The sequence below is a fragment of the Amycolatopsis ruanii genome (assembly GCF_003385175.1).
Classification (GTDB): Bacteria; Actinomycetota; Actinomycetes; order Mycobacteriales; family Pseudonocardiaceae; genus Amycolatopsis_E; species Amycolatopsis_E thermalba.
Genome location: NZ_PQHY01000027.1, coordinates 15,465 through 41,595, shown reverse-complemented (window position 1 = coordinate 41,595; position 26,131 = coordinate 15,465). Strand labels below are relative to the sequence as shown.

The following is a 26,131-nucleotide window of genomic DNA, read 5'->3' as shown; positions in this document are numbered from 1 at the left end:
CCTGGGGGTACGCACCTCCCCGGCGTCACCGCAGCGTCTTCAGGTGCTGGGTCAGCCACCCGCGGGTCGCGCGCCACAGCCCGGCGCCGAGCGAGACCCGCGCGACGCCGAGCCCGGCCAGTTCGGCGACGGGACCGTTGGCGTTGACCGCCGCCGGGCTCACCGCCCGCACGAACTCGCCCAGGACTTCGCGGTCCCGCAACAGGATCGGGTACACGCAGTCCGCACCCGCCGCGAGATACGCCCGCGCCCGCTCGATCGCCTCGGGCAGCACGGCACGCGGGTCGGCGGCGCCCAGGAACACGTCGATGCGGGCGTTGATCACCAGGTCCCGGCCCGCGGCCTCGCGCACCGCCGCCAGCCGGGCCGCCTGCTCGTCCACCGGTCGCAGGCCGCCGCGCGGGTGGTCGGTGTCCTCGTAGTTGCAGCCGACCGCGCCGGTGTCCAGCAGCCGCGCGGCGAACTCGGACCCGGACAGCCCGTAGCCGCTCTCGGCGTCCACCGTCACCGGCACCGACACCGCGCGGGCGATGCGCGCGGCGGCGGCGAACATCTCCCCGGCGGGCGCGGCCTCGCCGTCCGGATAGCCGAGCGCGGCGGCGACCGCGACCGAGGACGTGGCCACCACCGGGAACCCGGCCTCCTCGACCAGCCGCGCCGTGTCGGCGTCCCACGCGTTCGGCAGGATCAGCGGGTCGCCCGGGACGTGCAGCGCCCGCAGCGCCTCGGCGGTCACCGGGGGTTCGCCGGGAGCGGCTTGTGGCTGGTGACCCCGAGCCGGTTGAAGGCGTTGATCACCGTCGCCGCCCAGGCGACCGCGACGTACTGCTCCTGCGTGAACACGCTGGTCGCCTGCTGGTAGACGTCGTCGGGCACGTCCTGGTGCTGCGGCAGCCGGGTCATCGCGTCGGTCAGCGCGAGCGCGGCCCGCTCCTGCTCGGTGTAGAGGTCGGTCTCCCACCACGCGCTGAGCATGAGGATCCGCCGCTCGCTCTCCCCCAGCTTGCGGGCGTCCCGGGCGTGCAGGTCGAGGCAGTAGGCGCACCCGTTGAGCATCGACGCGCGGATCTTCACCAGCTCGATCAGCCGCTGGTCCAGTCCCGCGTCCGCGGCCGCCTTCTCGACGACGGTGTGCAGGTGGAGGATCGACTGGTAGGCCTCGGGCAGCGCGGCGGACAACTGGATTCGCTCGGTCATACGACCAAACTAACCCGCGCTGGCCCACGGGTATGGTCCAGTTTCGTGACAGGTTCGTGGTCCAGTTCCGATCTGCATCTCGACTGGTCGCCGTCCGAGGGGCGGCGCGGGCTGGCCGACGCGTTGCGGCGCGCCGTCCGCGAAGGCCGGCTCGCCCCCGGCACGGCGCTGCCGTCCACGCGCGCGCTCGCGGCCGACCTCGGCATCGCCCGCGGCACCGTCACGCGCGTCTACAACGACCTGACCGCCGAGGGGTACCTGCGCACCAGGCAGGGCGCGCCGACCCGGGTGGCCGCGGACACGCGCACCCCGGCCGAACCACGCGAGAAGTCCGGGCCGCCCACCTCCGCCTGGTTCCGGGACGCGCGCTGGGACCTGTTCCCCGGGCGGCCGGACCTGTCGGCGTTCCCGCGTGCGGCGTGGGCGTCCGCCACGCGCCGGGTCGTGCAGTCGATGCCCGCGGGCTCGTTCGACTACGGCGATCCGGCCGGGCCGGCCGCGCTGCGCGAAGCACTGGCCCGGTACCTCGCGCGCAGCCGCGGCGTGCTCGCGGAGCCGGACCGGATCGTGGTGTGCGGCGGCTACTCGCACGCGATCGGCGTGCTGGGCCACCTGTTCGACGAGATCGCCTTCGAGGACCCGTCGCTGCCGGAGTTCCGCGAGGGCGCGGCCCGGGGCGGCGCGAAGATCGTGCCGGTGCCGGTGGACGAGCGCGGGATCCGGGTGTCCGACCTGGACAGTCCGGTGGCGGTCGTGACGGCCGCGCACCAGTACCCGCTCGGGGTCACGCTCGCGCCGGAACGCCGCTCCGCGCTGGCCGGCTGGGCGGCGGCGGGCGGCCTGGTGATCGAGGACGACTACGACGGCGAGTTCCGGTTCGACCGCCAGCCGGTCGGGGCGGTGCAGTCGCTGGCGCCGGAGCGGATCGTCTACGCGGGCGGGGTCAGCAAGACGCTCGCGCCGGCGTTGCGGATCGGGTGGCTGGTCCTGCCGCGGCGCCTGGTCGGCCCGGTGCGCGACACGATGGCGGCGCTGGGCTGGCGGTCGCCGGTGGTGGACCACCTGGTCCTCGCCGACCTGCTGAACTCCGGCGCCTACGACCGGCACGTCCGGCAGCGCCGCGTCGCCTACCGCCGCCGCCGGGACCGGCTGCTCGCGGCACTGCCGCCGGAGTTCGTGCCGGAAGGCATCTCCGCCGGGCTGCACCTGGTGCTGCGCGTGCCCGGCGAGGCTGCGGTGCTGCGCGCGCTGCGCCGCCGGTCGGTGGCGGTGGACCACCTGAGCCGCTACTGGATGGGCTCCGGTCCCGGCGGGCTGGTGATCGGCTACGCGACCCCGGCCGAGCACGCGTTCGGCCCCGCGGTGGAGGCGCTGGTGGACGGGCTACGCGCGGTCGGACCGTAACGCGGCCAGCAGCTCGTCCGCGGCGGTGTAGGGGTCCAGCTCGCGGTCGACGACCTTCTTCGCCACCGACGGCAGGTGCCCGCCGCCGTGCAGGTCGGTCAGCCGCGCCTGCAGCTCGCGCAGGGCGATCGCGGCCACCGCGGCCGCGGCCCGCTCGGCGCGGCGGCGGGCCAGCTCCCCGTGCGCGGCGAGCCAGTCGTGGTGCTCGGACAGCGCCTTGACCAGGTCCGGCACGCCCTCGCCGCGGGCGGCGACCGTGCGCACGATCGGCTGCCGCCAGCTCTCGCCGCGGATCTCCCGGCGCGCGAAGGCGATCATCTGCTTCAGGTCGCGCACCACGATCTCCGCGCCGTCGCGGTCGGCCTTGTTCACCACGAACACGTCGGCGATCTCCAGCACCCCGGCCTTGGCCGCCTGGATCCCGTCGCCGAGCCCGGGCGCCAGCAGGACCACCGTGGTGTCGGCCAGCTTCACGACGTCCACTTCGGACTGTCCAACACCGACGGTCTCGATCAGCACGACGTCGAACCCGGCGGCGTCGAGCACCCGCACCGCCTGCGGCGTCGCCCAGGACAGCCCGCCCAGGTGCCCGCGGGTGGCCATCGACCGGATGAACACGCCCGGATCGGTCGCGTGCTCGGTCATCCGGATCCGGTCGCCGAGCAGCGCGCCGCCGGAGAACGGCGACGACGGGTCGATCGCCAGCACCCCGACCCGCTTGCCCTCCGCGCGCAACGCGGACAGCAGCATGGACGTCGAAGTCGACTTGCCGACCCCGGGCGGTCCGGTCAGGCCGATCACCCGCGCCCGCCCGGTGTGCGGCGTGAGCGCCGCGGCCACCTCGCGCAGGCGCGGGTGCGCGTCCTCGACCAGCGAGATCAGCCGGGCGACCGCGCGCGGCTGTCCCTCCCGCGCGCGGTCGACGAGCTCCCCGACGTCCAGTGGCACTACAGCGCGGGCACCTTGATCAGCAGCGCGTCACCCTGGCCACCGCCACCGCACAGCCCGGCCGCGCCGAGACCGCCACCGCGGCGGCGCAGCTCGTGCACCAGGTGCACGGCCAGCCGGGCGCCGGACGCGCCGATCGGGTGGCCGAGCGCGATGGCGCCGCCGTCGACGTTCACGATCTCCGGGTCGATGCCCAGCGCCTTGGTCGACACCAGGCCGACCGCGGCGAACGCCTCGTTGATCTCCACCAGGTCCAGCGCGCTCGCGTCCAGCTTCGCCTTCGCCAGCGCGGCCTTGATCGCGTTGGACGGCTGCTCGTGCAGGCTCGCGTCCGGCCCGGCGACCACGCCGTGCGCGCCGATCTCGGCCAGCGGCTCCAGACCCAGCTCCTCGGCCTTGGCCCGGCTGGCGACGATCACCGCGGCCGCGCCGTCGGAGATCTGCGACGCCGAACCCGCGGTGATGGTGCCGTCGGCGGCGAAGGCCGGGCGCAGCTTGGCCAGGCTCTCGGCCGTGGTGTCGGCACGCACGCCCTCGTCGGTGTCGAACACGACCGGGTCGCCCTTGCGCTGCGGGATCGACACCGGCGCCAGCTCGGCCTTGAACCGCCCGGCCTCGGTCGCGGCGACCGCGCGCTGGTGCGAGCGGGCCGCGAAGGCGTCCTGGTCCTCGCGGGTGATGCCGTAGCGGGAGTTGTACTTCTCCGTCGACGCGCCCATCGCGCACTGGTCGAAGGCGCAGAACAGGCCGTCGTAGGCCATGTGGTCGAGCAGCGTGGTGTCGCCGTACTTGAAGCCGGAGCGCGACTTGGGCAGCAGGTGCGGCGCCTGGGTCATCGACTCCTGGCCGCCCGCGACCACCAGGTCGAACTCGCCGGCGCGGATGAGCTGGTCGGCCAGCGCGATCGCGTCCAGGCCGGACAGGCACACCTTGTTGATGGTCAGCGCGGGCACGTCCATCGGGATGCCGGCGGCCACCGCGGCCTGCCGCGCCGGGATCTGGCCGGCGCCTGCGGTGAGCACCTGGCCCATGATCGTGTACTGCACCTGGTCCGGGGAGACCCCGGCCTGCTCGAGCGCGGCCTTGATGGCGATCCCGCCGAGCTGCGCCCCGGTGAAGTCCTTCAGTGAACCGAGCAGACGCCCGATCGGGGTACGCGCCGCACCCAGGATGACGGAACCGGACACAACAGCCTCCAACAGACGAACGACGGCGGTCGATCCGACGATACCCGGAGCGGCCGTCCAGTACAGGTGTGAGCCGCGGCACCCACGCACCGCGGTGCCAAGCCTTATCCTCACCACTATGAATGACGCGCTGAAGCCGTTCGTGACGACCATCGACCACGTCGGCATCGCCGTCGCCGATCTGGACGCCGCGATCGACTTCTACGCGGACAACTTCGGCATGATCGCCACGCACTCCGAGGTCAACGAGGAGCAGGGCGTGCGCGAGGCGATGCTGCACGCGCCGGGCGACGAGAACGGCCCCGCCGTCCAGCTGCTCGCGCCGCTGCGGCCGGACTCGACGATCGGGAAGTTCCTCGACACCAAGGGCCCCGGTCTGCAGCAGGTCGCCTACCGCGTCACCGACGTCGAGGCCGCCGCCGAGGCGCTGCGGGCCAAGGGGCTGCGCCTGCTGTACGACAAGGCCAAGCGCGGCACCGCGAACAGCAAGGTCAACTTCGTGCACCCGAAGGACGCCGGCGGCGTCCTGGTCGAGCTGGTCGAGCCCGCCGCGTCGCACTAACCCGGCGCGGGCCGGGCCATCAGCGCGTCGGCGATGAAGTTCAGCTCCCGCTCCATCAGGTCCGGCGGATCGTCCCCGCCGTGCCGCGCCACCGAGTGCCGGTAGCTGACCGCGAGCGCCAGCAGCCCGGCCGCGCTGTCCACGTCGGCCACCGGCAGTGCGCCGTCCCCGGCGGCGATGATCACCGTGCGCACCTGGCGGACCAGCTGCTGGAACCGGTCGTGCAGCGCGTCCCGCACCGCGCGGTGGGTGTCCGCCTCCCGCCACAGCAGGTGGGACAGCATCCGCGACCGGGCCAGGCGCGCGTCGAGCTCGGACACCAGCCGCCGCAGGCTCTCCGCGATGTCCCCGGGCACGACGACGCGGGTGGCGTCGATCTGCTCGTCGGGCAACCGCTTGATCAGCGCGCTCAGCAGGTCGGACTTGCGGCGGAAGTAGTAGTGCACCAGGCCCTTCGGCACGCCGGCGCGCTCGGCGATCCGGGAGGTCGGAGTGGCGTCGAAACCGCTTTCCGCGAACAGGTCCTCGGCCGCGCGGAGGATCCGCTCCTTGGCCGGGAGGTCGTCCCCGTGTTCGGTCCGCGCCACTCCGCCCGCCTCTCGTACAGCTCGCCGGCCCACAACGCTAACCGAAAACCGGCTCGTCGTGGGCCGACCGGTGTGACTGCCCTCAGTGCGCGGTCGTCATCCCACCGCGGTGCACCGCGTTCGCCACCGGCAGGGCCGCCAGCCCGGCGATCGCGGTCAGGGCGCCGATGATCCACGAGGACCACGCCGCCACGTCCAGTGCCGTGTAGGTCATCACCCACGGCGCGATGAACAGCAGCGCCCCGAGGATGACCTGGACCCCCTCGCCGTAGACGAGGCCCGGCATGGACAGCGAAAGCAGGCCGTCCAGCGCGATGAGGGCGCCCAGCACGATCATCGTCCACATGGTCGCGGTGTCGGTGTCGGCCCACAGTGGCGTCAGCACCGCCACCACCCCGAGCACGACCTCGGCCCAGTCGTGCGGACGGGTCCACGCCCGCTTCGAACGATCAGCCATTCGTGATCACCTCCGAACCCGATCCGGGAGACCACGCGGCGCGGTCTCCGCACTGCCATGGTGCGCCTTGATTGGCCGGCCGGTCAATCACACCCGGATTACGGTCAAATCGGACAGTGGCGGAGGACGTTACTGGCCAGTAATGTCATCTCCTCCGACCCAGCGCAGGGAGACCGACATGACGATCACGGACATCCGGGACGCGATCCTCACCGGCGAGACCGCCGAGGTGGGCGCCCTGCCGGTGCCCGAGGCCTACCGCGGCGTGACCGTGCACGCGGACGAGGTCGCCATGTTCGACGGGATCCCCTCCCGCGACAAGGACCCGCGCAAGTCGCTGCACGTGGACGAGGTGCCCACGCCCGAGCCGGGGCCCGGTGAGGCGCTGATCGCGGTGATGGCCAGCGCCATCAACTACAACACCGTGTGGACGTCGATCTTCGAGCCGATCCCGACGTTCAAGTTCCTGCAGCGCTACGGCAGGCTCTCGCCGCTGGCCAAGCGCCACGACCAGCCCTACCACGTGGTCGGCTCGGACGCGGCCGGCGAGGTGCTGCGCACCGGGCCGGGCGTGCACCGGTGGCAGCCGGGCGACGAGATCGTCGCGCACTGCCTCAACGTCGAGCTGGAGGGCCCGGACGGGCACAACGACACGATGCTCGACTCCGACCAGCGGATCTGGGGGTTCGAGACGAACTTCGGCGGGCTGGCCGAGCTGGCGCTGGTCAAGGCCAACCAGCTGATGCCCAAGCCGGACCACCTGACCTGGGAGGAGGCCGCCTGTCCCGGGCTGGTCAACTCCACCGCCTACCGGCAGCTGGTGACCACGAACGGCGCGAACCTGAAGCAGGGCGACGTCGTGCTGATCTGGGGCGCCTCCGGCGGGCTCGGGTCGTACGCGACGCAGTTCGCGCTCAACGGTGGCGCGATCCCGGTGTGCGTGGTGTCCAGCCCGGAGAAGGCGGCGATCGTCCGCCGGATGGGTGTCGAACTGGTGATCGACCGGACCGCGGAGGGTTACCGGTTCTGGCGGGACGAGAACACGCAGGACCCGAAGGAGTGGCAGCGCTTCGGTGCGCGGATCCGGGAGCTGACCGGCGGTGAGGATCCGGACATCGTGTTCGAGCACCCGGGCCGGGAGACGTTCGGCGCGTCGGTGTACGCGGCACGCAAGGGCGGCACGATCGTCACGTGCGCCTCCACCTCGGGATACCTGCACCAGTACGACAACCGGTACCTGTGGATGAACCTGAAACGGATCATCGGGTCGCATTTCGCGAATTACCGCGAGTCGTGGGAGGCCAACCGGTTGATCGCGAAAGGCCTGATCCACCCGACGCTGTCGAAGACGTATCCGATGACCGAGACCGGGCAGGCCGCGCTGGACGTGCACCGCAACGCCCACCAGGGCAAGGTCGGTGTGTTGTGTCTCGCCCCCGAGGAGGGTTTGGGCGTGCGCGACGCGGAGAAGCGGTCGAAGCACATCGACCGGATCAATTTGTTCCGCGGCGCCTAAGTAGTCTGGGCCGTATGAGCCTTGGCGACGAACGAGAGCTTGTACCGCTCGGCGCGGGTTTCGACCTGGCCAAGCGCGGTTACGACCGCCACCAGGTCGACGAGCACCTCGAACGGCTGGACAGCGACCTGAAAATGCTCGCCGCCGACCGGGATGCCGCCATCTCGCAGGCCGGCGACCTCGCCCGGCAGCTCGAGCAGGCTCGCGGGGAGATCGAGAACCTGCGCGGCCAGGTCGAGCGGCTGGGCCAGCCGCCGACGACGGTCGAGGGCCTGTCCGAGCGGTTGCAGCGCATGCTGCGGCTGGCGCAGGAGGAGGCGGCCGACACGCGGGCCCGCGCGGAGGCCGAGGCCGGGCACATCCGGGCGAAGGCCGAGTCGGACGCCAGCGCCATGCGCGCCCGCTACGAGCAGCTGCTGGCCGAGCTGGACGCGCGGCGCAAGGAGATGGAGGCCGAGCACCGCACGGTCCTGGAGACCGCGCGCGCCGAGGCCGAGTCGATCACGACCAAGGCCAAGGAGGAGCGCGACCGGCTGAATCGCGAGGCCGAGCAGCGCCGCACCCAGGTCGAGGAGGACTTCGAGATCGCGATGGCGGCGCGCCGCACCGAGGCGATGCGGGTGCTGGCGGAGCAGGAGGCGACGAGCAAGGCGGAAGCCGAGCGCCGCGTCCGCGAGGCGACGGACGAGGCCGCGGCGATCCGCAAGAAGGTCGCGGAGGAGGAGGCCGCCGCGAAGGCCGAGATCGAGCGCCGCCGCCGCGAGTCGATCGAGGACGCCAACCGGCGCAAGACGGAGTCGATCACCGAGGCGAACGCCCGCCTGGCGGAAGCGTCGGACGAGGCGGCCCGCCGCGTGCGGGAAGCCACGGAGGAGTCGACGCGCCGCATCAACGCGGCGGCCGACCGGGTCGAGGCGTTGCGGAAGCTGCGCGCCGCAATCGCCGAACAGGTCAAGGCAGCGCGCGAAGTGCTGGTAGAGGCCGACTCAGTCCTCGGCGAGGCCGAACCGGTGATCGAGCCGCTGCCGGAGGAACGCGAGGCCGCCCCAGCGGGAAAACCGTCGGGACGGCAGTGAAGCCCGGCGGAGGAGCCACTGCCGAGCGGCAGTGACACCTCGGCGACGAGCCACTCCCGAGCGGCAGTGACACCTCGGCAACGAGCCACTCCCGAGCGGCAGCGACACCTCGACAGGGATCCGGACGGGCGTCCCTCTTCGGCCGGAACCCCTCCCTCCCCGCAGGGAGTGAGGCCAGGCGGGGACTGAGCCACTGCCTGAGCCGGCCTGCCGTCATGCAGGTCCCGCCGGTGGTCAGGATGCGCCCCACTCGCAGCACAGCGCGGCCCGGAAGAGCTGGCGCCTCGGCCGGACCCACACAGCGCCCCGCTCCGGTCAGCACCGGACCAGCTGGACTGGCCCTCCGGCCCCGCCGCCCACCAGCCCTCCGCTGTCGAGCACCTGTCACCGGGGCGGTTGTCCCCAGGTGACGAGGCGCGCGGGGCATGCTGTCACGGCCCGCCGAAGAACGGGCAAACCTCACCGGTGGCGGGGCTGCGCAGAAACCGACTGGCGAGTAACCTAGGGCGCCACTTGCGAAAGCGCACAGGCGCGCACCCTTGCCGGAGGTATTGGGATGGCTGCATACCGGACCGTGGTTGTCGGTACGGACGGGTCTGATTCATCGTTCCGCGCGGTCGACCGGGCGGCGGCCGTGGCCGCGGACTCCGGCGCCACGCTCGTCATCGTGTGCGCCTACTACCCGGCGAGCAGGCAGGACGTGGAGAAGGCCCAGGACGTCCTGGGCGAGGAGGCCTACCAGGTGGTCGGCTCGGCGCCGGCCGAGGACACCCTCCGCAGCGCCCGCGACCGCGCCCTCAAGGCAGGCGCGGGCTCGACCGAGACCATCGCCGTGGTGGGCGAGCCGGTCGAGGCGCTGCGCAAGGTCGTCTCCGACAAGTCGGCCGACCTGCTGGTCGTCGGCAACCGCGGGCTGAACACGCTCACCGGGCGCCTGCTCGGGTCGGTGCCGTCCGAGGCGGCGCGCAAGTCGGGGGTCGACGTCCTGATCGTGCACACCACGTAGGCCGGCGTGGACTCCGAGCGCCTCGAGAGCATCCTGCTCGGCGGCAAGCGCCGCTACACCCGGCTCGAGGTGGCCGACAAGGCGGGTGTGCCCATCGAACGGGCCACCCGCCTCTGGCGTGCGCTGGGGTTCGCCACGGTCGGCGACGACGAAGTGGTCTTCACCGACGCCGACATCGACGCCGTGCGCACCGCCGACCAGCTGATCTCCTCCGGGCTGCTCGACCAGGGCCTGGAGGCGCCGGTGGCCCGCACGCTCGGCCTGCACCTGTCGCGGCTCGCGGAGTGGCAGGTGCGGATGCTGTGGACGCTGATCACCGAGAACGAGGGCCTCGGCCGGGACGACGCGCAGATCGTCACGCTCGTCGAGCGCCTGCTGCCGGAGTTGCAGCGGGTGCAGGACTTCGTGTGGCGGCGGCACCTGGCGGCCTTCGCCGGGCGGGCGCTGGCGTCGCCCGAGGAGGACCTGGAGGCGCGGACCGAGGTCGTCGGGTTCGTCGACATGGTCGGCTACACGCGGCTGACCCGGCGCCTGGCCGAGAGCGAACTCAGCGCCGTGCTGGAAAGCTTCGAGCTGCTCGCGACCGAGGTCATCGCCGACCACCACGGCCGCGTGGTGAAGATGATCGGCGACGAGGTGCTGTTCGTGGCCGACGCGCCGGCCGACGCGGCCGGGATCGCGCTGACGCTGACCGAGCGCACCGCGGCCGACGCCGAACTGCCGGAAGTGCGGGCCGGCCTGGCGGCCGGCCGGATCCTGAGCCGCTTCGGCGACGTGTACGGATCGGTCGTGAACGTGGCCGCGCGGCTCACGTCGGTAGCGCGCCCCGGAACGGTGCTGATCGACCGCGAACTGGCGGGCGAACTGGCCGACCTGCCGGGTTTCGCCGTGCGCTCCCGCCGCCCGGTGACCGTGCGCGGCTACACGCGGCTGCACCCATACGTGCTCCGGCGCGGCTAGCCAGGGCCGAAAGCCCGCACTTGCCAGCCGCGTAGAGCCGTCCTCGAATGCGAACAGCCGTGATCATGGATAACGGTTCGAGGACATCGTTCAATGATGCGTCACACCAGAGGCCCGACCACCGATACCGCCCGGGAGAACATCAGCGAGGAGTCACCGAATGACCCAGCCCTACGGCCAGTGGCCGCCGCAACAGCAGCAGCCCTACCAGGCGCCCTACCCACCACAGGGCTGGCAGCAGCAGTATCCCCAGTACCAGGTGTACCCGCAGCAAGCGCCGGTGTTCGTACCGCAGAACAGCATGGGTACCGCGGCGTTGGCGCTGGGCATCATCGGGTTGTTCGTGATGCCGTTCCTCGGTGTGCTGGCGATCGTGTTCGGCTCAATCGGAATCAGCCGGGCCAATCAGCGGCTCGCCACGAACGGTGGCGCCGCGACCTGGGGCTTGATTCTCGGAATCTTCGAGGTCGTGGTGCTCGTCGTCTACCTCGCCGTCTGGGTGTGAAGACCATGAACGACTGATCGGGTTCCTTGACGCCCGATTCACTGACGACAGCTTCGAGGCCCGCACGAAGATGCTCGTAGAGCTTGACGAGCCTCCCCGGTTGTCCGCCGTGAAGCCGGGGGACGGCCGTGGACCGCCCTCGACAACCAGCCGTCCTCAGACGCTCGGCCGATGTGCGGCGGATATCGCCTGAGCTGCGACAACAGTTCCGGAAGCCCCTTTGGCTCCCACGCCCCCCCCCCGATTCGGGTTTCCCGAGGTCAACGCCCGTCGGGCAGGACCGCGTACTGGCGCACGTACAGGTCGGTGTAGGTGACCGGCCCGCGGGGGCCCGGCACCCGGTCCAGGTTGATGCCGGTCTCCGGCACGGCGAGGAGCTTGAAGCCGTCGAGCAGGCGCGTCGGGGCGTTCCAGAACACGCCGGTTCCGGTGTAGCCGTCGAGGAAGGCCGTCGCGGTCTCGGCGTTCTCGGTGGCGATGCCCGCCGCCAGGCCGGAGGTCTGCTCGTTGGCGATCGAGACCGCCTCGGCCACGCCGCTGACCTGCGCGACGGTCACGGTGGCCTCGTGGTCGGAGTCGAGCGCCCACTCGTAGCCGATGGCGTGCTCGTGCGGCGGCAGGGACGGCGTCACCTTCCGCGCGGCCAGCGCCTCGGAGATGACCGGCCACAGCTGGTCGTGCACCGCGGAGTGGATGAGCAGCAGGTTCAGCCGGTTGCAGACGCCCAGCCGGTCCAGGCTGTTGAACACCAGGTCGCGGACCTTGTCGGCGTCGGCGGCCTCGTCGACGTACAGCACGCCACCGCCGTCGGCGTGGGCGAGCGTCCGGACGCCGTGCTGGGCGGCCTCCAGCGCGAGCGCGCGCGTGCTCTCCCCGCTGCCGCGCAGGATGACCAGCGGCACCAGGTCCGGGAACCGGACCAGGGCCGCGGCGGCCCCCCGCTCGACGCGCGGCACCAGCTGCACGACGGCGGGGTCGATACCCGCGTCGGACAGCGCCGGGGCGATGACCACCTCGAGCAGTCGCTGCGCGGAGCCCAGCGCGGCCGAACCGGTGCGCAGCACCCCGCCATTGCGGGACTTGACCAGCTGCGACGCGACGTCGACCGTCACGTTGGGCCGGGCCTCGTAGTTCGCGCCGATGACGCCCACCGGGCGGCGCCGCTCGACCAGCCGCAGGCCGTCGGGCAGCGCCTTCACCGGGATCGCGCGCTCCGGGTGGGGCGAGCCGGCCAGCAGGCGCAGCTGCTCGGCCATGCCGGTGAGCCGCTCCTCGGTGATCGTGAGACGGTCGAGCAGTCCGGCGCTCATGCCTTCCTGCTCCGCGCGCGCCACGTCGGCCCGGTTGGCCTCCAGGACGCTCTCGCGGGCGTCGAGGAGACGGCCGGCCATGGCGGTCAGCGCCGCGTCGATGGCCTCGTCCGACGCGGTGGCCAACGACGGGGCCGCCGCCTTGGCCGCCCGTGCGCACTCCTCAACAGCCTTCGCCACCTCGTCGGACACCGCTACCTCCACGCTGGAAACTGGGAGCCTCCAGTGTGCCGCACGGGCAGGTCAGGGCTGCAGTGCGGGTTCGAGCAGCCAGACGCCGCCGACGAACAGGCACGTGACCGCGATCACGCCGAGCATGAGCATCCACAGCGCGGCCGGGACGCCGGTCAGCCGGGCGAGCTGGTCCGCGTCGGAGTCCCGCGCCGCGCCGCGCCGCCGTTTCATCTGCAGCTCGATGACCGGCCGGAGCCCGCCCAGCAGCAGGAACCACGTGATCAGGTAGATGAACCACGCTTGCACCTGCGGCCCGGCGACCAGCGCGACCACCGCGAGCCCGCCGGCGGTGAGGACCACGGACAGCACGCCGTAGGCGTTACGGACCATGACCAGGACGCCGAGCAGCAGCAACGCGGCGAGCGCGAGCAGCACCGTGATGCGGCCCGCGGCCAGCAGGCTCGCGAAGGCCAGGCCGAGGATCCCGGGCGCCGGATAGCCCGCGAGGGCGGTCAGCACCATGCCCGGGCCCTCGGGCTTGCCCCGGGAGACCGTGACGCCCGAGGTGTCGGAGTGCAGCTTGATCCCCTGCAGACGACGCCCGGCCAGCACCGCGACCAGCGCGTGACCCGCCTCGTGCACGATCGTCACCACGTTGCGGGCCATCCGCCAGGGCGCGCCGGACAGCACCAGCAGGAGCGCCACACCGCCGGTCACCAGCGGCACCGGAATGGACGGATCCGGCTGCGCCCCGAAGAGACCCGCCAGCACGTCGAACTCTGCCGTCGCCTCGTTCACGCGCGAAGCTCACCACATGTGGGGTGCACTCCCTGTAATCACCCCCATCGCGTTCACAGCTCCTTCACTGGTAGTTGGGTGCGGGACCGGACCCGCCTCGCAACACGGCCGCACGCCGCAGCTCCGCCCGGCCGTGTTGACAGAGCGGCGCCCCATCAGACCCCGCGCGGCAGCTCCGCCCGGGCGTGTTGACAGAGCGACGCCCCGCCGGGCCGCGTGCGACGGCTCTCCGGGCCGAGGTGACAGAGCGAGGCCCCGTCAGGCCCCACGCGTCAGTTCCCCGCCCGAGGGGACAGAGCAAGGCCCCGCCACCTCACATGCAGCGGCTCCTCCCCAACCGAGGTGAGAGAGCGAGGCCCTGCCATCCCCGCACGCGGCGGCCCCTCTCACCGAGGTAGCAGCGTGGGCGCTCTGCCAGGCACGGTGGCAGCTCCCGCCCACGTGACGGTGCGGGCGATGTGTCAGGCGGCTTGCGTTGGCGCCTCCGTCGCTGCCCCGGCCGCGCTGGGCATCGGGTGGTGGGTGCGGTCCACTCGGAACAGGAGGGCTGCCCAGCTGCGGTACGGGGCCCACGCATCGGCGATCGAGGCGAGTTCCGTGGTCGATGCGGCGGGGCGGTCGTAGGCCCGGCGCATCTCCTCGAGCAGGTATCGCTCGTCCGTGGGGAAGACGTCCGGGTGGCCGGCGCCGCGGATCAGGATCAGCTGCGCCGAGAACGCCCCCACACCAGGCAGGGCGCGCAGTGCGTCCAGGGCATCCGCGGGATCCGCCGCGCGCAAGGCATCCGGGTCGAGGACGCCGGTCAGCGCGGCTTCGGCGACCACGCGCAGACGGTCCACTTTGATCTCCGGCAGCCACGACGGCGCGGGCATCTCCAGCAACTCCGCCGGCGCCGGGAACGACCACAACGGACGCCCGTCGACATCGAGCTGCTCACCGTGCCGTTCAGCGATGCGTTGTTTGAACAACGCCGCCTGCGTGAACCGGATCCGCTGGCCGATGATCGCCCAGCAGGCGGCCTCGTACGGCGACGTGAACAGCACCGGCCGCAACCCGGGATACCGCGCCTGCAACGCACCCACCACCGGATCTCGCTCACCGACCGCCGCGAAACCGGAGCCGTCCACGTCCAGTGACAGGATCCGCGCCACGTGCCGCGCCGCCTCCTCGACATCCGCTTGCCCCGCCACCACAGTGACTTCGACGGACCCCGGCGCCCGCTGCCGCACCCGCACCCCCGTATGCACCCACCTGCCCGGCAACGGGAAGGCCAGCCGGAGCGTGCCCGGCTCCTCCGCCGCGTCCGGGCGCGACGCCGGCGCGAACCCCTCCAGGAAACCGGCCGCCGCCGCGAGGTCGAACGGCCCCGGCACAGCGATCTCGACGGTGCCCGTCACACTGCTCGTCATCGTTGCTCTCCTTCGGTTCGACGATGATGGGATGACGGTAGCGGGACCCACCGACAATTCCGGGAAAACCAGTTGCCCGCCTCGCTACGGTGGGGCCATGGGTATGTTCTCGCAGTCCTGCATGGTGTTCGCCCGCTTGCGGCGCGCCTGACGCAGTGGCTGCCCTTCCACACCGAGTTCCCCACCGCCGGCCGCTGCGTCATGAGCTTCCTGCCCGCTCTCATGACGTGGAGTTCCCATGCCCTCGGCACCCCGTGCCGGGCGATCCGCCGGCGTGCATTTCCTTGCCACACCGGCGATCGCCGCACAACTCGTCCAATCCTGCACCGTCGGCGGTGACGATCTCGTCCTGGAGATCGGCGCCGGACAGGGCGCCCTCACCCGTCACCTCGCCGCCACCGGCGCGCGCATTCTCGCCGTCGAGCGAGATGACCACTTCGTGCGCCGCCTGACCACCCATTTCGGTGATCGGCCGAACGTTCGCGTCGTGCACGGCGACGCCCGCGACATTCCCCTGCCCCGAAGGAAGTTCCTGCTGGTGGCCAATCTCCCGTACGCGCTGTCGACCACGATCCTGCGTCGCATGCTCACCGCCCGCACCGCGCTCCACCGTGCCGCGGTGATCGTCGAATGGGGCTTCGCCAAACGGATCTGCGCGACCGTGCCCCGCCAGCTCGAACAGGCGTGGTGGGCCGCCCGCTTCGACCTCGAACTGGTGACCCGGATCGGCCCGCACCACTTCTCCCCGCCACCGCGCGTCGACTCCGCGCACCTGGCGATCCGCCGCAACTCGTTCCCCCGCTCGGCCGAACGAGCACTGTGGACAGTCCTGTCCAGCGCCTACCGCCACCCCACCGCACCGGCGGACCGGCTGTTCGACCGGCGCGCCCTGCGCCGCGCCGGAATCCAGCCGACCGAACCCGCCGCCACCGTCCCGCCCCACGCCTGGGCACGCCTGGCGCGCGACCTGTCCCCCGGCCGCACCTGGCCGGCCCTGCCGAAACGGCTCCGGGAGTGACGAACTCTCAGGAAAATCTTCTCAGGAGATTTCCGGGTCGCTCCACAGGATTCTCACAAGAACGCGGACCAACCTCATGAGCATGAACGAGAACGAGTTCCGGGCGAGCCAGGCCGGCGGGGTCCCGCCGACCTACAGCCACCCCCACTACCAGCAGCCGGTCGCGGCCGCGCCGGTGCTCACGCCCCCGCGGCCCAAGAAGAAGCGCGTCGCCGCACTCGTCACCGCCGGCACCCTCGCCGCGGCCGTGATCGGCGGCGCCAGCGGAGCCGCCGTCGTGGCCCTCGACAGCGGCACCTCCACGGGCACGGCCACGTCCGCGACCACGGTGTCCAGCACCACGAACACCGACGTCAGCGCCGTCGCCGCCAAGGTCCTGTCGAGCGTCGTGCAGGTCAACGTCACGACCCGCCAGGGCGAGGCCATCGGATCCGGCGTGATCCTGACCGCCGACGGCAAGATCCTCACCAACGCGCACGTTGTGTCCGACGCCGTCGGCGACGTCACCATCACCCTGTCCGACGGCACCGAGTACCAGGCCAGCGTCCTCGGCGCGGACACCAAGGCCGACATCGCCGTCCTGCAAGCCAAAGGCGCCAGCGGCCTCACCGCCGCCACCCTCGGCGACTCCGGCAAGGTGCAGGTCGGCGAACAGGTCGTCGCCATCGGCTCCCCCGGCGGACTGCAGAACACCGTCACCTCGGGCATCGTCAGCGCCGTCGACCGCGACCTCTCCGACATCTCCAGCGGCGAGCCGGACACCCCGTTCGGGCAGACCGCCAACACCGCCAGCGACAGCCCCAGCTACACCGCCATCCAAACCGACGCCTCCATCAACCAGGGCAACTCCGGCGGACCACTCGTCAACATGAACGGCGAGGTCATCGGCATCAACTCCGCCCTCTACAGCCCGTCGGCCACCTCCACCGGATCCGTCGGCATCGGCTTCGCCATCCCCATCGACGACGCCAAGACGATCATCGCGCAGATCGAGAACAGCTGACACACCCGGAACGGGCCGCGGTCGGGGCGGCCCGTTCCGCTGTGCCGGACGGTCCCCGCGCGCGGCCCGCGTTAGGGTTTCCCGGTGACCGACCGTCTTGTCTGGATCGACTGCGAGATGACAGGGCTGGACCTCGCGAAGGACGCCCTGATCGAAATCGCCGCCCTGGTGACCGACGCCGACCTCAACATCCTCGGCGACGGCCTCGACCTCGTCATCCACGCCGATGACGACGTGCTCGCCGGCATGCCCGACGTCGTGCGCGAAATGCACGCCAAATCCGGGCTCACCGACGAAGTCCGCCGCTCCGTCACCACCCTCGAGGAAGCCGAACAACGCGTCCTCGACTACATCCGGACCCACGTCCCCGAAGCCAACAGCGCCCCCCTCGCCGGCAACTCCATCGCCACCGACCGCGGATTCATCGCCCGCGACATGCCGGCCCTCGACGCCCACCTGCACTACCGCATGGTCGACGTGTCCTCGGTCAAGGAACTCGTGCGGCGCTGGTACCCCCGCATCTACTACGCCAAGCCCGAGAAGGGCCTCGCGCACCGGGCACTCGCCGACATCAAGGAATCCATCAGCGAACTCGACTACTACCGGCGCACCGCGTTCGTGCCCCTGCCCGGCCCCAGCACCGACGAAGCCCGCGCCGCGGCCGCCGAAGTGCAGCTCAAACACACCAAGTGACCCCCCGCGTGCCCCCGCTCGCGGGCACGCTACGATATCCCGGCTGGTGGCGATCGCAAGACGCCCCACGTGGTGGGTGTAGCTCAGCTGGTAGAGCACCTGGTTGTGGTCCAGGAAGTCGCGGGTTCAAGTCCCGTCACTCACCCCATGGCCCCACCCTGCTCGGTCGCTTCGCGGCCTCGCCGGGTGGGGTTCGTCATTTCCTCCGGGGGCCGAGCCCCCGGGCCCCCACGGTGCGAGCTCCTCGCCCTGGCGAGCCCTGGGCACGAATGGCGGGGACCAGCGTTGCCCGGACGAGGTCGCTGGGGCGACCTCATCGGGCCTCGGCGGGCGCGGGTGCGAGTGGCCTGGGGCTGGTCGCTTCGCGGCCTCGCCGGGTGGGGTTCGTCATTTCCTCCGGGGGCCGAGCCCCCGGGCCCCCACGGTGCGAGCTCCTCGCCCTGGCGAGCGCTGGGCACGAATGGCGGGGACCAGCGTTGCCCGGACGAGGTCGCTGGGGCGACCTCATCGGGCCTCGGCGGGCGCGGGTGCGAGTGGCCTGGGGCCGGTCGCTTCGCGGCCTCGCCGGGTGGGGTTCGTCATTTCCTCCAGAGGCCCCCGCAGCCCCAGGGCGCGAGCTTCCTCGCCCTGGCGAGCGCTGCGCGACCTCGTCGGGGCGTCGCGCCTTTAGCTGCTTGTGGGGGTTGTCCAGGCTGTCCAGGGGAGTTGCCAGACCGACCAGCCGTCGGTCGGTTCCAGGGGCTGGCCGCCGCTGTTCGTGACCGTGAACAGGTCGCCCTTCTTCGACAGGTCCATCAGCCACTTCGCGTTCGCGTCCGACAGGTTGATGCAGCCGTGCGACACGTTCCGGCGCCCCTGCGAACCCACCGACCACGGCGCCGAGTGGTAGAAGATCCCGCTGTTCGACAAGCGCACCGCGTACTTCACGAACGTCCGGTAACCGCCCGGAGTGTCGGCCGGGACACCGTACGTGCCGGAATCCATGGTGTAGCCGTTGTGCTCACTCATCACCGTGTACGTGCCCACCGGCGTCGTGTTACCCGGCTTGCCCATCGAGATCGGCAACGTCCGCACCTCGGCGTCGTTCACCATCACCTTCGCCTGGTGCGACGCCCCATCGGCGACCACGACCACCTTGTCACCCACTGTGATCTTCGCCGCACGGTCCTCCAGCCCGTACGCGCCGCCACCCAGCGGCTTGCCGTAGATCGCGGCCTCCACGGAGATCTTCGTGCCCGGTTGCCAGTAGTCCTTCGGCCGCCAGATCACCATGCTGTCGCTCATCCAGCGGAACGCGCCCTCGGTGACCGGCTCGGTCACCACCTTCAGCGCCCGCTCCGCCGCCGCCCGGTCGGCCACCTTCGAGTTGAACGTGAAGATCAACGGCATCCCGACGCCGACCATCTCCCCGTCCTGCATGTTCAACGAGACGGAGATCGTCTTCCGCGGCTTCGCCACCGTGGTGAACGTCGAGGTCGAGGTGACCTGCTTGCCGTCCCCGCCCACCGCGACCGCCGTCAGCGTGTACTGCTTGCCGTAGCCGAGACCGTCGGCGAACTCCCACGACGTGCCGTCCGCCGACAAGGCACCCGGGACGGCCTCACCCTCGGGGTTGCGCAGCGTGACCTCGGTCAACCTGCCGCCGGTAGCCGTCACCGAAACGGGTTCACCTGGCGCGACGTCCGCGGCACCGGACGACGGAACCACGGCGATCGACGCCGGCCGAGCAGCTTCCGCCGAAGCCGAGGCTGACGCCCCTGAACCGCTGGTACCGCCGTTGCCAGCCTCCGCCGTGCAGCCGGCCAGCAACCCGGCCGCCAGCACCAGGCAAGCCCATCTGCCCGCAACCACCGAACGCCGCATGATGCCCCCAATCCGGTGAAGATCGCCCGCTTCGTTCTCCTGCGCCCAGTCTGCCCGATCTCGCCGAGACGAGGGGCAAAGACCTGCCGAAACGCGAGAGGGGACCCCCGTGAACGGCCTCCCGCGGGCGTGCTAATCTTTTCTCCGTCGCCAGGGAGACCAGGCGGCCGAGGCCAGCGCCATTAGCTCAACTGGCAGAGCAGCTGACTCTTAATCAGCGGGTTCGGGGTTCGAGTCCCTGATGGCGCACAGTCACCCCAGGTCCTAGGGCCTGGGGTTTTTGCTTTCTGATCTTGGTGCCGTTTTACTGCCGTTTTTGGCGACGTCCAGCACGCCGAGCACTACTGCCGGGCGCCGGGACGGCAGGTTGCGGCCGATGTAGGTGTCTGTGGTTTGCGACACACGCGAGTGGCCGAGAAGGTCACTCGCTTCCCGGGCCGGAAGCGCGTCAGTGACCAGTGTCGCCACCGTCCGGCGGAACGTGCGAGGCGTGAACCAGTCGCCGATGCCGTGACGCTTGCGGAATGCCCGCCAGTCACGTCGAAGGTTGCTGGCCTCGCGGAGCCCGCCGAGCGTGTTTGGGAAGACCCAGCCGGTCAGTTCTTCGGGCCTGATGCCCTGCCTGGCGGCCACCCGGGCACGACGATCGAGCAGCATGTCAACGAGCCAGTCGGCCAGCGGAACGCCACGAAGCGCGTTGGCGCTCTTGCCCTCGTTGATCTTGGCGCCGTCCGCCTTCGTGCGGACCATGTTGCCCTCGACCCAGGCGACCTTCTTGCCGAAGTCGATGTTCTCCCAGCGGACGGCGATCCCTTCCCCGGTCCGCTCCCCAGTCCCGCCGTAGAACCGCATGATGTCGGCCAGGTCCTGCCGCTGTGCGATCTCGTCCGCGTCTGCCTTCGCGAAGATGTCCAGGACTTCATCAGCCGTGAGCGCCCTGGCCGGCTTCTTGCGCTTCCGATTCTCGACCGGCCGCGCGTCACGAACCGGGTTCACTTTGAGCGCCTCGTGCCGGACGGCCAGGCCGCACACTCCGGACAGGATCGCTCGGACAGTTCGCGCTGTACTGGCCGAGTACTCCTTGTTGATCGTCTGAACGATCGCGTCGACACGCCCCGCAGTGAGTTCGGAGATCGACAGGCCCTCGATCCGCGGCCTCACGAGCGTGCGCCAGCGCTGCTCGTAGGTGTCGAGTGAAGTCCCGCTCCGATTGCCCAGATCGACTTGCTCCCGGAACTCCTCCAGCCACTTCTCCCCCACCACCACGGCTTTGGTGTCGGGTTTGATCTGCCCTGACCCGATCTGACGATCAAGGAGCCGTTCTCGGAGCTTGTTCTCCGCAGCAGCCTTGGTAGCTGCCCAGCAGCGCACCTTACGCACACGTCCATCGACGTCCCGGTACTGGCACGAGGCCATGAAGCTCGATCCGTCCTTCTTGGCACTGATCTTGCCGTACGTCCCGACCGGCAGCCGCGGTCGCGCCATCCCGTCTGTTCCCCCTTAGGCAGCGTCGTCGAGCGATTCGAACCAGGCAATGACGTCGGCAGTCTTGTAGCGCAGGTACTTGCCGACGCGCTTGCCCTTCGGCCGTAGCCACGGGTCCGCCAGTCATACAGCGTGTTGACTGGGACGCCGAGGTACTCGGCGACGTCTTCCACCGTCCAGAGCCTTTCCATGTCTCGTGTCCTTTCACTTACAGGGCAAGGGTTTCCTCCGCCTCTTCGCATGCGATGCGTTTCCGCTCCCGCGCCTTGGCCGCGGCCGTGTTCGCCAGGGCGGCGTCACCGATGGTCAGCCAACCGATGCCGTCGAAGATCCAGTTGAGAGTGACGGCGGACTCGTCGCCGTCCTGGTCCGCATCGGCCGGCAGTGCGTCTTCGGGGCGTTCGCCGCGCTGGAATGCCTTACGGACGGCCCTCAGCGCTGTGAGAGTGGTGGAGTAGCGGCGGCTCTTGGTGGAGAAGTGACCGCCGAAGCCGAGCATGTGCGCCCATTTCCGGAGCTTGCCCCAGCCTTCGGCCCACTCGGTGCGCTGCTGCTTGCTGGTGTAGTAGAAGGGCCGCTGCCCGAGCCGCCAGCAGGCGACGAGCTGCCGGGACTGGTGGTTGTCGCGCTCGGCGTGCATGTTGGCGTCGAGCTGCGTGAGCCGCCGGGAGACGTGCCCGGCTTCCTCGGTGGCCTTCGTGGCGTACTTCGCGAGATAGGCCGGCACCGCCGTAGTTGTCAGCGCACCGCGGTCATCGTGATCACTCGCGTGAAGGTGAACGGGGCGGATGTCGCGCTGCTTGCCCCAGGTGAGGGTCCAGCCGGTGCGTCGCCGAGGGTGGGGTGCCGTGGTGAAGCGCGTGACGGTCGCAGCAGTGTCGATAAGGCTGCTCAGCAGCTCCGGCGTGATACTCGGGTCCGGCGCGATGATGGTATCCGGATCGTTCGGGTCAAGGCCATCGAGCCTGATCAGGGCGTGGAAGTGCACGACGCCGCGCCGCTGGTACTCGGCGACTTTGGCGTACGAGAGCCGGACCTGGACGCCTCGGTCCTTGGCCGCAGCCTTGAGGTACCGAGTGAACGTGATCGTGGTGCGCCGCCACAGCTCCCCGGCATGAAAGTTCCAGACGGCTTGGGCTTCATAGTCGTAGCAGTCCCGGCAGATCGGCTCCCCCACGCACGAGTCATCCTCGCCATGCCGCACGCGGCGCTCAGTGGAGCGACCGTGCGGGCAGAGCGGCGCGTACCGCCGAGGGCGACAGGGCTTGACCTGCCCGTTGCTGACCACGCGGGTGTGCACGGCCCCAAAGGCCGGCGCGGTGAGCGTGACGAAGAAGCACGGATGCTCGGTGACGGTCTCCGGCACGCCCTTCCCGCCGACGAGACCCGCTTTCACGAGCTGGTAGGTGTCGGCCCGGTAGGTCTCCGCACACGCGGGGCAGACCGAGGCCCGCCGGTTCTTGCAGGCGACGTAGAGCAGCCCGTCCGGCATGTCGTCGGTGACCCGCTCGACGTCACCGCCGCCCCATTCCGCTTCCACGCGCAGGCGGACCGGCCGGGAGCAGGCAGCCGCGGGCATGACGTGCGCGAGCCACCAGCGATACTCCGAGCTGGTGGCGCGGCGGAGGATGTCCGGCTCGGCGACGGCTCCCAGCCCCACCACGGTCTTGGTGGTGGGGCTGAGGGTCATGGTCGAGACGGTCACGGATGCTCCGGTCAGGCGAACAGGTAGGCGTAGGTCTCGACGTCGCGGGTGGTGGCCCAGCGCCAGCCCGCTAGAAGTTCGCCGGTTGGCGCGTAGGCGGGCAGCAGCGCGTAGGGGTCGAACGCGGAAATCGGCAGGGCGATGAAGCCGCCGATCTCGGGCGCGTGCGCGAGGCGGGCGACGTCGACGGCGTTGTTGTCGCCGGTGACGAAGACCCACAGCTGCTCGGGAGTGAGAGCCATCGGTTTGGTCGCGGTCAGCATGAGGGCAGTCCTCTCCTGCGAATCGAATTGCGAATGGGGATTAAGCGGTCTTGCGAGTGCGGATTTGGCGCGCGTATTCGACGAGCGAGTGAATGTGCGCGTCGGTGAGATAGGCGGTCTTCATCCGGCGTGGGATGCCGCCTTCGGCGAGCAGCAGGGCGACGCCCCGTTCCTCCGGCGCGATGTTGGAGGCGTCGAATCCCTGCGCGGCCCAGCCCCGGCCGAGGATGATGTCCGAGCTGGAATCAGTAGTGCAGCGATAAGCCATGCGGTACCCGAACAGGTCCCGCAGCGAAGTAGGGATGATGTCGGCAGAAGGCCGCTGAGTCGCGGCTACCACGATGATCCCGGCAGCCCGGCCCCGCGCCACGAGGTCGCGCAGCAGGCGGACGAACTGTTCTTGCTGGTCCTTGGTGCCCATCGTGGCCGAGAACAGGGCCAGTTCATCGATGACAACCATGATCACGTCGATCGGGTCGTGGCGGTCGATCTTGCGCCGCCGGACCCGGTCCAGCTCGACGTAGCGGCGGTCCATCTCCGCCTGCAACCGCTCCAACGCGGTCAACGCGCGCTCGATGTCGGGACCGACGAACAGGTCGGCCACCTCGCGCCACAGGCCCAGCTCGACCTGTTTGCCGTCGAAGAGCCACAACGACAGGTCCGGGCACAACGCCCCATGAGCAACGATGTTGTTCAACCCGACCGACTTCCCGGCACCGGGCTCACCAGCGAGCAGAATGTTGCGCCAAATCAGCTCGATACCGACGCCGTAGCCGTCTTCGTAGATACCCAGGTGCACCGGGTCGTAGATCGACAGCCCAGCCACCGGAATCGTGTTCTTCCGCATGACCGGCCCCCTCAGTCGATGTAGTCGGACAGGTCGTCAGCGACCACCGCAGCCGACCGAGGCGCAGGCTTCTCCTGAACAGGCAGCGGCGTGACCGTGGCAGCCGCGATGGGCTCGGTCCCCTCACCGCGGGACTTGCGAACAAGAGACGCCACCTTCGCCAGGGGCGAGTCAATCGGCGTCGAGCGGTCCAACGGGTCACGACGGATGACCTCGACCGCGAACAGGGTGGACAGTTTGCGCACCCGGTGCACCCGCGCATCACGGGCATAGCAGGCGGGCGCGATGTACTCGAGGACCGCTTCCAGATCACCGGCCGAGGAGCCCGCACGGCTCCACAGCCAGATCCGCTCCCCGGTCTTCGTGGGCCGCGCCCAGAGCATGAACGGCAGCGCGCCGTCCAGGTTCATCGTCCGAGCGCGAGCCTGCCGCAGGCAGGTCCGCAGCCGGTGCCGGTCGACCAGGCACCAGAACCGGGAGAACACGAACCAACGGGTCTGCGGCACCAGCACCACGACCACCACGGTCCCGGTGAAGATCAGCCAGGCGTAACCCTCGCCGACCTGGTGGTACAGCCACGCCATGCCCATGAGGAACACGGCGGTCAGAAAGATCTCTGCGCGCCAGCGCAGCAGCACGCCCAGGCCCACGACGAACCAGTGCTGCTTCGGCGCGTGCCAGAACTCCATGACATCGATACGGCGCGCACCACGCGCCCGGCGGATAGACTTCGCCACGACTCCTCCAAGGTGGAGACGAAAGAGGCACGGGTCCGGACAGGAACCGCCAAGAACCAGACCGGTCCCGTGCTTCTCTTCGAGGGGAATGACTAGCGGCCGAGGGTGTTCCGCTCGACCAGGTCCCGGCTGTCATGCCGGGTGAGCACTTCAGACGTTCGTCGCAGTCAGGAAGCGGAGTTCGCCGACGTCTTCGAACCGGAGACAGCCTTGATGTCGACTGCACGGAAAGCCACGCCGTTGCGGCCGTTCTGTGCCCACGGAATCGCCTGCAGCTCAACGGGCGTCACGACAGTGCCAGTGGTGACCTTGGGGGCCTGCGGGGCCGCGACGGTCACACTGATCACCTCCGCACCCGAGCCATCCATGGCAACCAGCTGCACAGTCCACATCGGAACGTTCGTGCTGCGCTCGACCCGCTGAATCCCGTTCTGATCCGTCTTCGGCTGAGCCTCCCGGCCCACCGTGAACGTCACCTGCGAAGTGTCGATGACCAGACGCATAACCTGTCCTCCAAGGGTGATCAGTTCCGCACCGCTCCATAGCGCTCTTCGGTGCGTCCCTGACGATGCCGCCGAGGACGGGGACGGCTTCACCGCACGAAAGGACATCTAGGGACGTCTCTGGTAGCGTGAAGACGTCCCTAGGCGTACTTGGGGGAGGGTCGATGGCCAACGAGCGTTTGCGTGACGCCCTGCTGTCGCGGGGGCTCACCCCGGACGAGCTCGCCGCGCGTATCGCAGTGGACCCGAAGACGGTCGAGCGCTGGATCACCAAGGGCCGCACGCCCTATGCGAAGTCGCGGCACAAAATCGCCGCGATCTTGCAGGAGAGCGAGAGCTACCTGTGGCCGGACGCGCTGTCCGAGGCTAAGGCGAGCGAGGTCAGCAACTCCGAGATCGTGAAGGTCTACGCCCACCGCAATTCGGTGCCGGCCGATCTGTGGGACAAGCTGCTGGCGCGAGCCACGACGTACGTGGACATGCTGGTCTACGTGGGCATGTTCATGACCGAGAAGCCCGGCCTGCTGGAGCTGCTGCGGAGCAAGGCCGAGGCAGGCGCGCGAATCCGGCTGTTGTTTGGCGACCGGGACGCCCCGGCGGTGATCCAGCGCAGCACCGACGAGGGCATCGGACCGCACACGATCTCGGCGAAGATCGACCACGCGCTGGCCTACTTCCGCAAGCTCGACGGCGTACCCGGAATCGAGATCCGGACGCACGGAACGGTGCTGTACAACAGCATCTTCCGGTTCGACGACGAGATGATCGTCAACCCGCACGTTTACGGCAAGATGGCCGCGCACGCCCCCGCGCTGCACCTGCGGCGGTTGTCGGCGGGCGACCTGTTCACCACCTACGCGGACAGCTTCACCGCCGTGTGGGAGCACGCTCAACCGCACAAGTGGGAGGACTGAGGCT

General features: G+C 70.4%; 28 protein-coding genes and 2 tRNA genes. 14 read left to right on the top strand and 16 right to left on the bottom strand.

The genetic code is table 11. The features are described 5' to 3' along the window. Window positions 1-25: 25 nt before the first annotated feature. Together D0D28_RS16965 and D0D28_RS16960 are read right to left on the bottom strand one after the other, a co-directional pair. Window positions 26-736 (bottom strand): isocitrate lyase/PEP mutase family protein, encoded by a 711-nt coding sequence (locus D0D28_RS16965; RefSeq protein WP_116111244.1) that lies wholly within the window; start codon window positions 734-736, stop codon window positions 26-28. Beyond that, entirely contained in the window at window positions 733-1,197 is a 465-nt protein-coding gene (locus tag D0D28_RS16960) for a carboxymuconolactone decarboxylase family protein (protein WP_116111243.1), read from the bottom strand. The genes D0D28_RS16965 and D0D28_RS16960 overlap by 4 nt, the downstream gene beginning before the upstream one ends. Window positions 1,198-1,242: 45 nt before the next feature. Between D0D28_RS16960 and D0D28_RS16955 the strand changes: the two genes are divergently transcribed. Further along, window positions 1,243-2,601, top strand: coding sequence for a PLP-dependent aminotransferase family protein (locus D0D28_RS16955; RefSeq protein WP_116111242.1), 1,359 nt, complete (start codon window positions 1,243-1,245; stop codon window positions 2,599-2,601). Here the strand turns inward: D0D28_RS16955 and meaB are convergent. Both meaB and D0D28_RS16945 read right to left on the bottom strand, forming a co-directional pair. Next, entirely contained in the window at window positions 2,581-3,549 is a 969-nt protein-coding gene (meaB, locus tag D0D28_RS16950; RefSeq protein WP_116111241.1) for a methylmalonyl Co-A mutase-associated GTPase MeaB, read from the bottom strand. The two genes, D0D28_RS16955 and meaB, sit on opposite strands and share 21 nt — an antisense overlap. Beyond that, on the bottom strand, window positions 3,549-4,736 hold the full coding sequence (locus D0D28_RS16945) for an acetyl-CoA C-acetyltransferase (RefSeq protein ID WP_094006159.1): 1,188 nt from the start codon (window positions 4,734-4,736) through the stop codon (window positions 3,549-3,551). The genes meaB and D0D28_RS16945 overlap by 1 nt, the downstream gene beginning before the upstream one ends. A gap of 118 nt (window positions 4,737-4,854) precedes the next feature. Between D0D28_RS16945 and mce the strand changes: the two genes are divergently transcribed. Further along, window positions 4,855-5,298, top strand: coding sequence for a methylmalonyl-CoA epimerase (gene mce, locus D0D28_RS16940; RefSeq protein ID WP_094006158.1), 444 nt, complete (start codon window positions 4,855-4,857; stop codon window positions 5,296-5,298). Here mce and D0D28_RS16935 read toward each other — a convergent pair. Beyond that, complete coding sequence (locus D0D28_RS16935) at window positions 5,295-5,885, bottom strand: TetR/AcrR family transcriptional regulator (protein ID WP_094006157.1); 591 nt, start codon at window positions 5,883-5,885, stop codon at window positions 5,295-5,297. The genes mce and D0D28_RS16935 overlap by 4 nt on opposite strands. Before the next feature lie 82 nt (window positions 5,886-5,967). Continuing rightward, entirely contained in the window at window positions 5,968-6,342 is a 375-nt protein-coding gene (locus tag D0D28_RS16930) for an SPW repeat protein (protein ID WP_094006156.1), read from the bottom strand. A 178-nt stretch (window positions 6,343-6,520) separates the two neighbouring features. On the opposite strand from D0D28_RS16930, the gene ccrA reads away from it, so the two are divergent. The 5 genes from ccrA to D0D28_RS16905 all read left to right on the top strand — a co-directional run bounded on the left by ccrA (window position 6,521) and on the right by D0D28_RS16905 (window position 11,405). After that, complete coding sequence (ccrA, locus tag D0D28_RS16925) at window positions 6,521-7,858, top strand: crotonyl-CoA carboxylase/reductase (protein WP_116111240.1); 1,338 nt, start codon at window positions 6,521-6,523, stop codon at window positions 7,856-7,858. A 14-nt stretch (window positions 7,859-7,872) separates the two neighbouring features. Continuing rightward, complete coding sequence (locus tag D0D28_RS16920) at window positions 7,873-8,934, top strand: chromosome segregation protein (RefSeq protein WP_116111239.1); 1,062 nt, start codon at window positions 7,873-7,875, stop codon at window positions 8,932-8,934. A 556-nt stretch (window positions 8,935-9,490) separates the two neighbouring features. Beyond that, window positions 9,491-9,940 carry a universal stress protein gene (locus tag D0D28_RS16915; RefSeq protein WP_017984484.1) on the top strand — a complete coding sequence of 150 codons (450 nt, stop codon included), beginning with the start codon at window positions 9,491-9,493 and terminating at the stop codon, window positions 9,938-9,940. 6 nt (window positions 9,941-9,946) lie between these two features. Continuing rightward, a complete protein-coding gene (locus D0D28_RS16910; protein ID WP_094006153.1) occupies window positions 9,947-10,900 on the top strand; it encodes an adenylate/guanylate cyclase domain-containing protein in 954 nt (317 codons plus the stop codon). A 160-nt stretch (window positions 10,901-11,060) separates the two neighbouring features. Then, a complete protein-coding gene (locus D0D28_RS16905; protein WP_116111238.1) occupies window positions 11,061-11,405 on the top strand; it encodes a DUF4190 domain-containing protein in 345 nt (114 codons plus the stop codon). Window positions 11,406-11,665: 260 nt separating this feature from the next. Here the strand turns inward: D0D28_RS16905 and D0D28_RS16900 are convergent, their stop codons facing one another. From D0D28_RS16900 to D0D28_RS16890, 3 genes are all read right to left on the bottom strand, one after another. Beyond that, window positions 11,666-12,907, bottom strand: coding sequence for an aldehyde dehydrogenase family protein (locus D0D28_RS16900; RefSeq protein WP_116111237.1), 1,242 nt, complete (start codon window positions 12,905-12,907; stop codon window positions 11,666-11,668). A gap of 51 nt (window positions 12,908-12,958) precedes the next feature. Beyond that, a complete protein-coding gene (locus D0D28_RS16895) occupies window positions 12,959-13,687 on the bottom strand; it encodes a M50 family metallopeptidase (RefSeq protein WP_094006151.1) in 729 nt (242 codons plus the stop codon). 461 nt (window positions 13,688-14,148) lie between these two features. Continuing rightward, a complete protein-coding gene (locus tag D0D28_RS16890; RefSeq protein WP_094006150.1) occupies window positions 14,149-15,096 on the bottom strand; it encodes a DNA-3-methyladenine glycosylase family protein in 948 nt (315 codons plus the stop codon). 238 nt (window positions 15,097-15,334) lie between these two features. Between D0D28_RS16890 and D0D28_RS16885 the strand changes: the two genes are divergently transcribed. The 4 genes from D0D28_RS16885 to D0D28_RS16870 all read left to right on the top strand — a co-directional run bounded on the left by D0D28_RS16885 (window position 15,335) and on the right by D0D28_RS16870 (window position 17,958). Continuing rightward, on the top strand, window positions 15,335-16,114 hold the full coding sequence (locus tag D0D28_RS16885; RefSeq protein ID WP_233157313.1) for a ribosomal RNA small subunit methyltransferase A: 780 nt from the start codon (window positions 15,335-15,337) through the stop codon (window positions 16,112-16,114). A gap of 82 nt (window positions 16,115-16,196) precedes the next feature. Next, window positions 16,197-17,117, top strand: a complete 921-nt coding sequence (locus D0D28_RS16880; RefSeq protein WP_429728072.1) for a S1C family serine protease — start codon at window positions 16,197-16,199, stop codon at window positions 17,115-17,117. A gap of 84 nt (window positions 17,118-17,201) precedes the next feature. Then, window positions 17,202-17,810 (top strand): oligoribonuclease, encoded by a 609-nt coding sequence (gene orn / locus D0D28_RS16875; RefSeq protein WP_094006148.1) that lies wholly within the window; start codon window positions 17,202-17,204, stop codon window positions 17,808-17,810. Between the two features lie 72 nt (window positions 17,811-17,882). Beyond that, window positions 17,883-17,958: transfer RNA gene (locus D0D28_RS16870), tRNA-His, on the top strand. Window positions 17,959-18,476: 518 nt separating this feature from the next. On the opposite strand, the gene D0D28_RS16865 is transcribed toward D0D28_RS16870, so the two are convergent. Then, window positions 18,477-19,466: an Ig-like domain-containing protein gene (locus D0D28_RS16865; RefSeq protein ID WP_430732395.1), complete on the bottom strand. Its 990-nt coding sequence runs from the start codon at window positions 19,464-19,466 to the stop codon at window positions 18,477-18,479. Here D0D28_RS16865 and D0D28_RS37665 point away from each other — a divergent pair. Next, window positions 19,432-19,692, top strand: coding sequence for a hypothetical protein (locus tag D0D28_RS37665; protein WP_429728476.1), 261 nt, complete (start codon window positions 19,432-19,434; stop codon window positions 19,690-19,692). The two genes, D0D28_RS16865 and D0D28_RS37665, sit on opposite strands and share 35 nt — an antisense overlap. Before the next feature lie 157 nt (window positions 19,693-19,849). Then, window positions 19,850-19,922, top strand: a tRNA-Lys gene (locus D0D28_RS16860). A 15-nt stretch (window positions 19,923-19,937) separates the two neighbouring features. Here the strand turns inward: D0D28_RS16860 and D0D28_RS16855 are convergent. From D0D28_RS16855 to D0D28_RS16825, 6 genes are all read right to left on the bottom strand, one after another. Further along, window positions 19,938-21,158 carry a site-specific integrase gene (locus tag D0D28_RS16855; protein ID WP_116111234.1) on the bottom strand — a complete coding sequence of 407 codons (1,221 nt, stop codon included), beginning with the start codon at window positions 21,156-21,158 and terminating at the stop codon, window positions 19,938-19,940. A gap of 208 nt (window positions 21,159-21,366) precedes the next feature. After that, entirely contained in the window at window positions 21,367-22,863 is a 1,497-nt protein-coding gene (locus D0D28_RS16845; protein ID WP_240323243.1) for a replication initiator, read from the bottom strand. A gap of 11 nt (window positions 22,864-22,874) precedes the next feature. Further along, a complete protein-coding gene (locus tag D0D28_RS16840) occupies window positions 22,875-23,126 on the bottom strand; it encodes a hypothetical protein (protein ID WP_240323242.1) in 252 nt (83 codons plus the stop codon). Between the two features lie 40 nt (window positions 23,127-23,166). After that, window positions 23,167-23,973 carry an FtsK/SpoIIIE domain-containing protein gene (locus D0D28_RS16835; protein WP_116111233.1) on the bottom strand — a complete coding sequence of 269 codons (807 nt, stop codon included), beginning with the start codon at window positions 23,971-23,973 and terminating at the stop codon, window positions 23,167-23,169. 11 nt (window positions 23,974-23,984) lie between these two features. After that, on the bottom strand, window positions 23,985-24,623 hold the full coding sequence (locus D0D28_RS16830) for a hypothetical protein (protein WP_240323241.1): 639 nt from the start codon (window positions 24,621-24,623) through the stop codon (window positions 23,985-23,987). A 254-nt stretch (window positions 24,624-24,877) separates the two neighbouring features. Beyond that, entirely contained in the window at window positions 24,878-25,213 is a 336-nt protein-coding gene (locus D0D28_RS16825; RefSeq protein ID WP_094004792.1) for a hypothetical protein, read from the bottom strand. A gap of 164 nt (window positions 25,214-25,377) precedes the next feature. Between D0D28_RS16825 and D0D28_RS16820 the strand changes: the two genes are divergently transcribed. After that, window positions 25,378-26,127 carry a helix-turn-helix domain-containing protein gene (locus D0D28_RS16820; protein WP_116111231.1) on the top strand — a complete coding sequence of 250 codons (750 nt, stop codon included), beginning with the start codon at window positions 25,378-25,380 and terminating at the stop codon, window positions 26,125-26,127. Window positions 26,128-26,131: the final 4 nt, after the last annotated feature.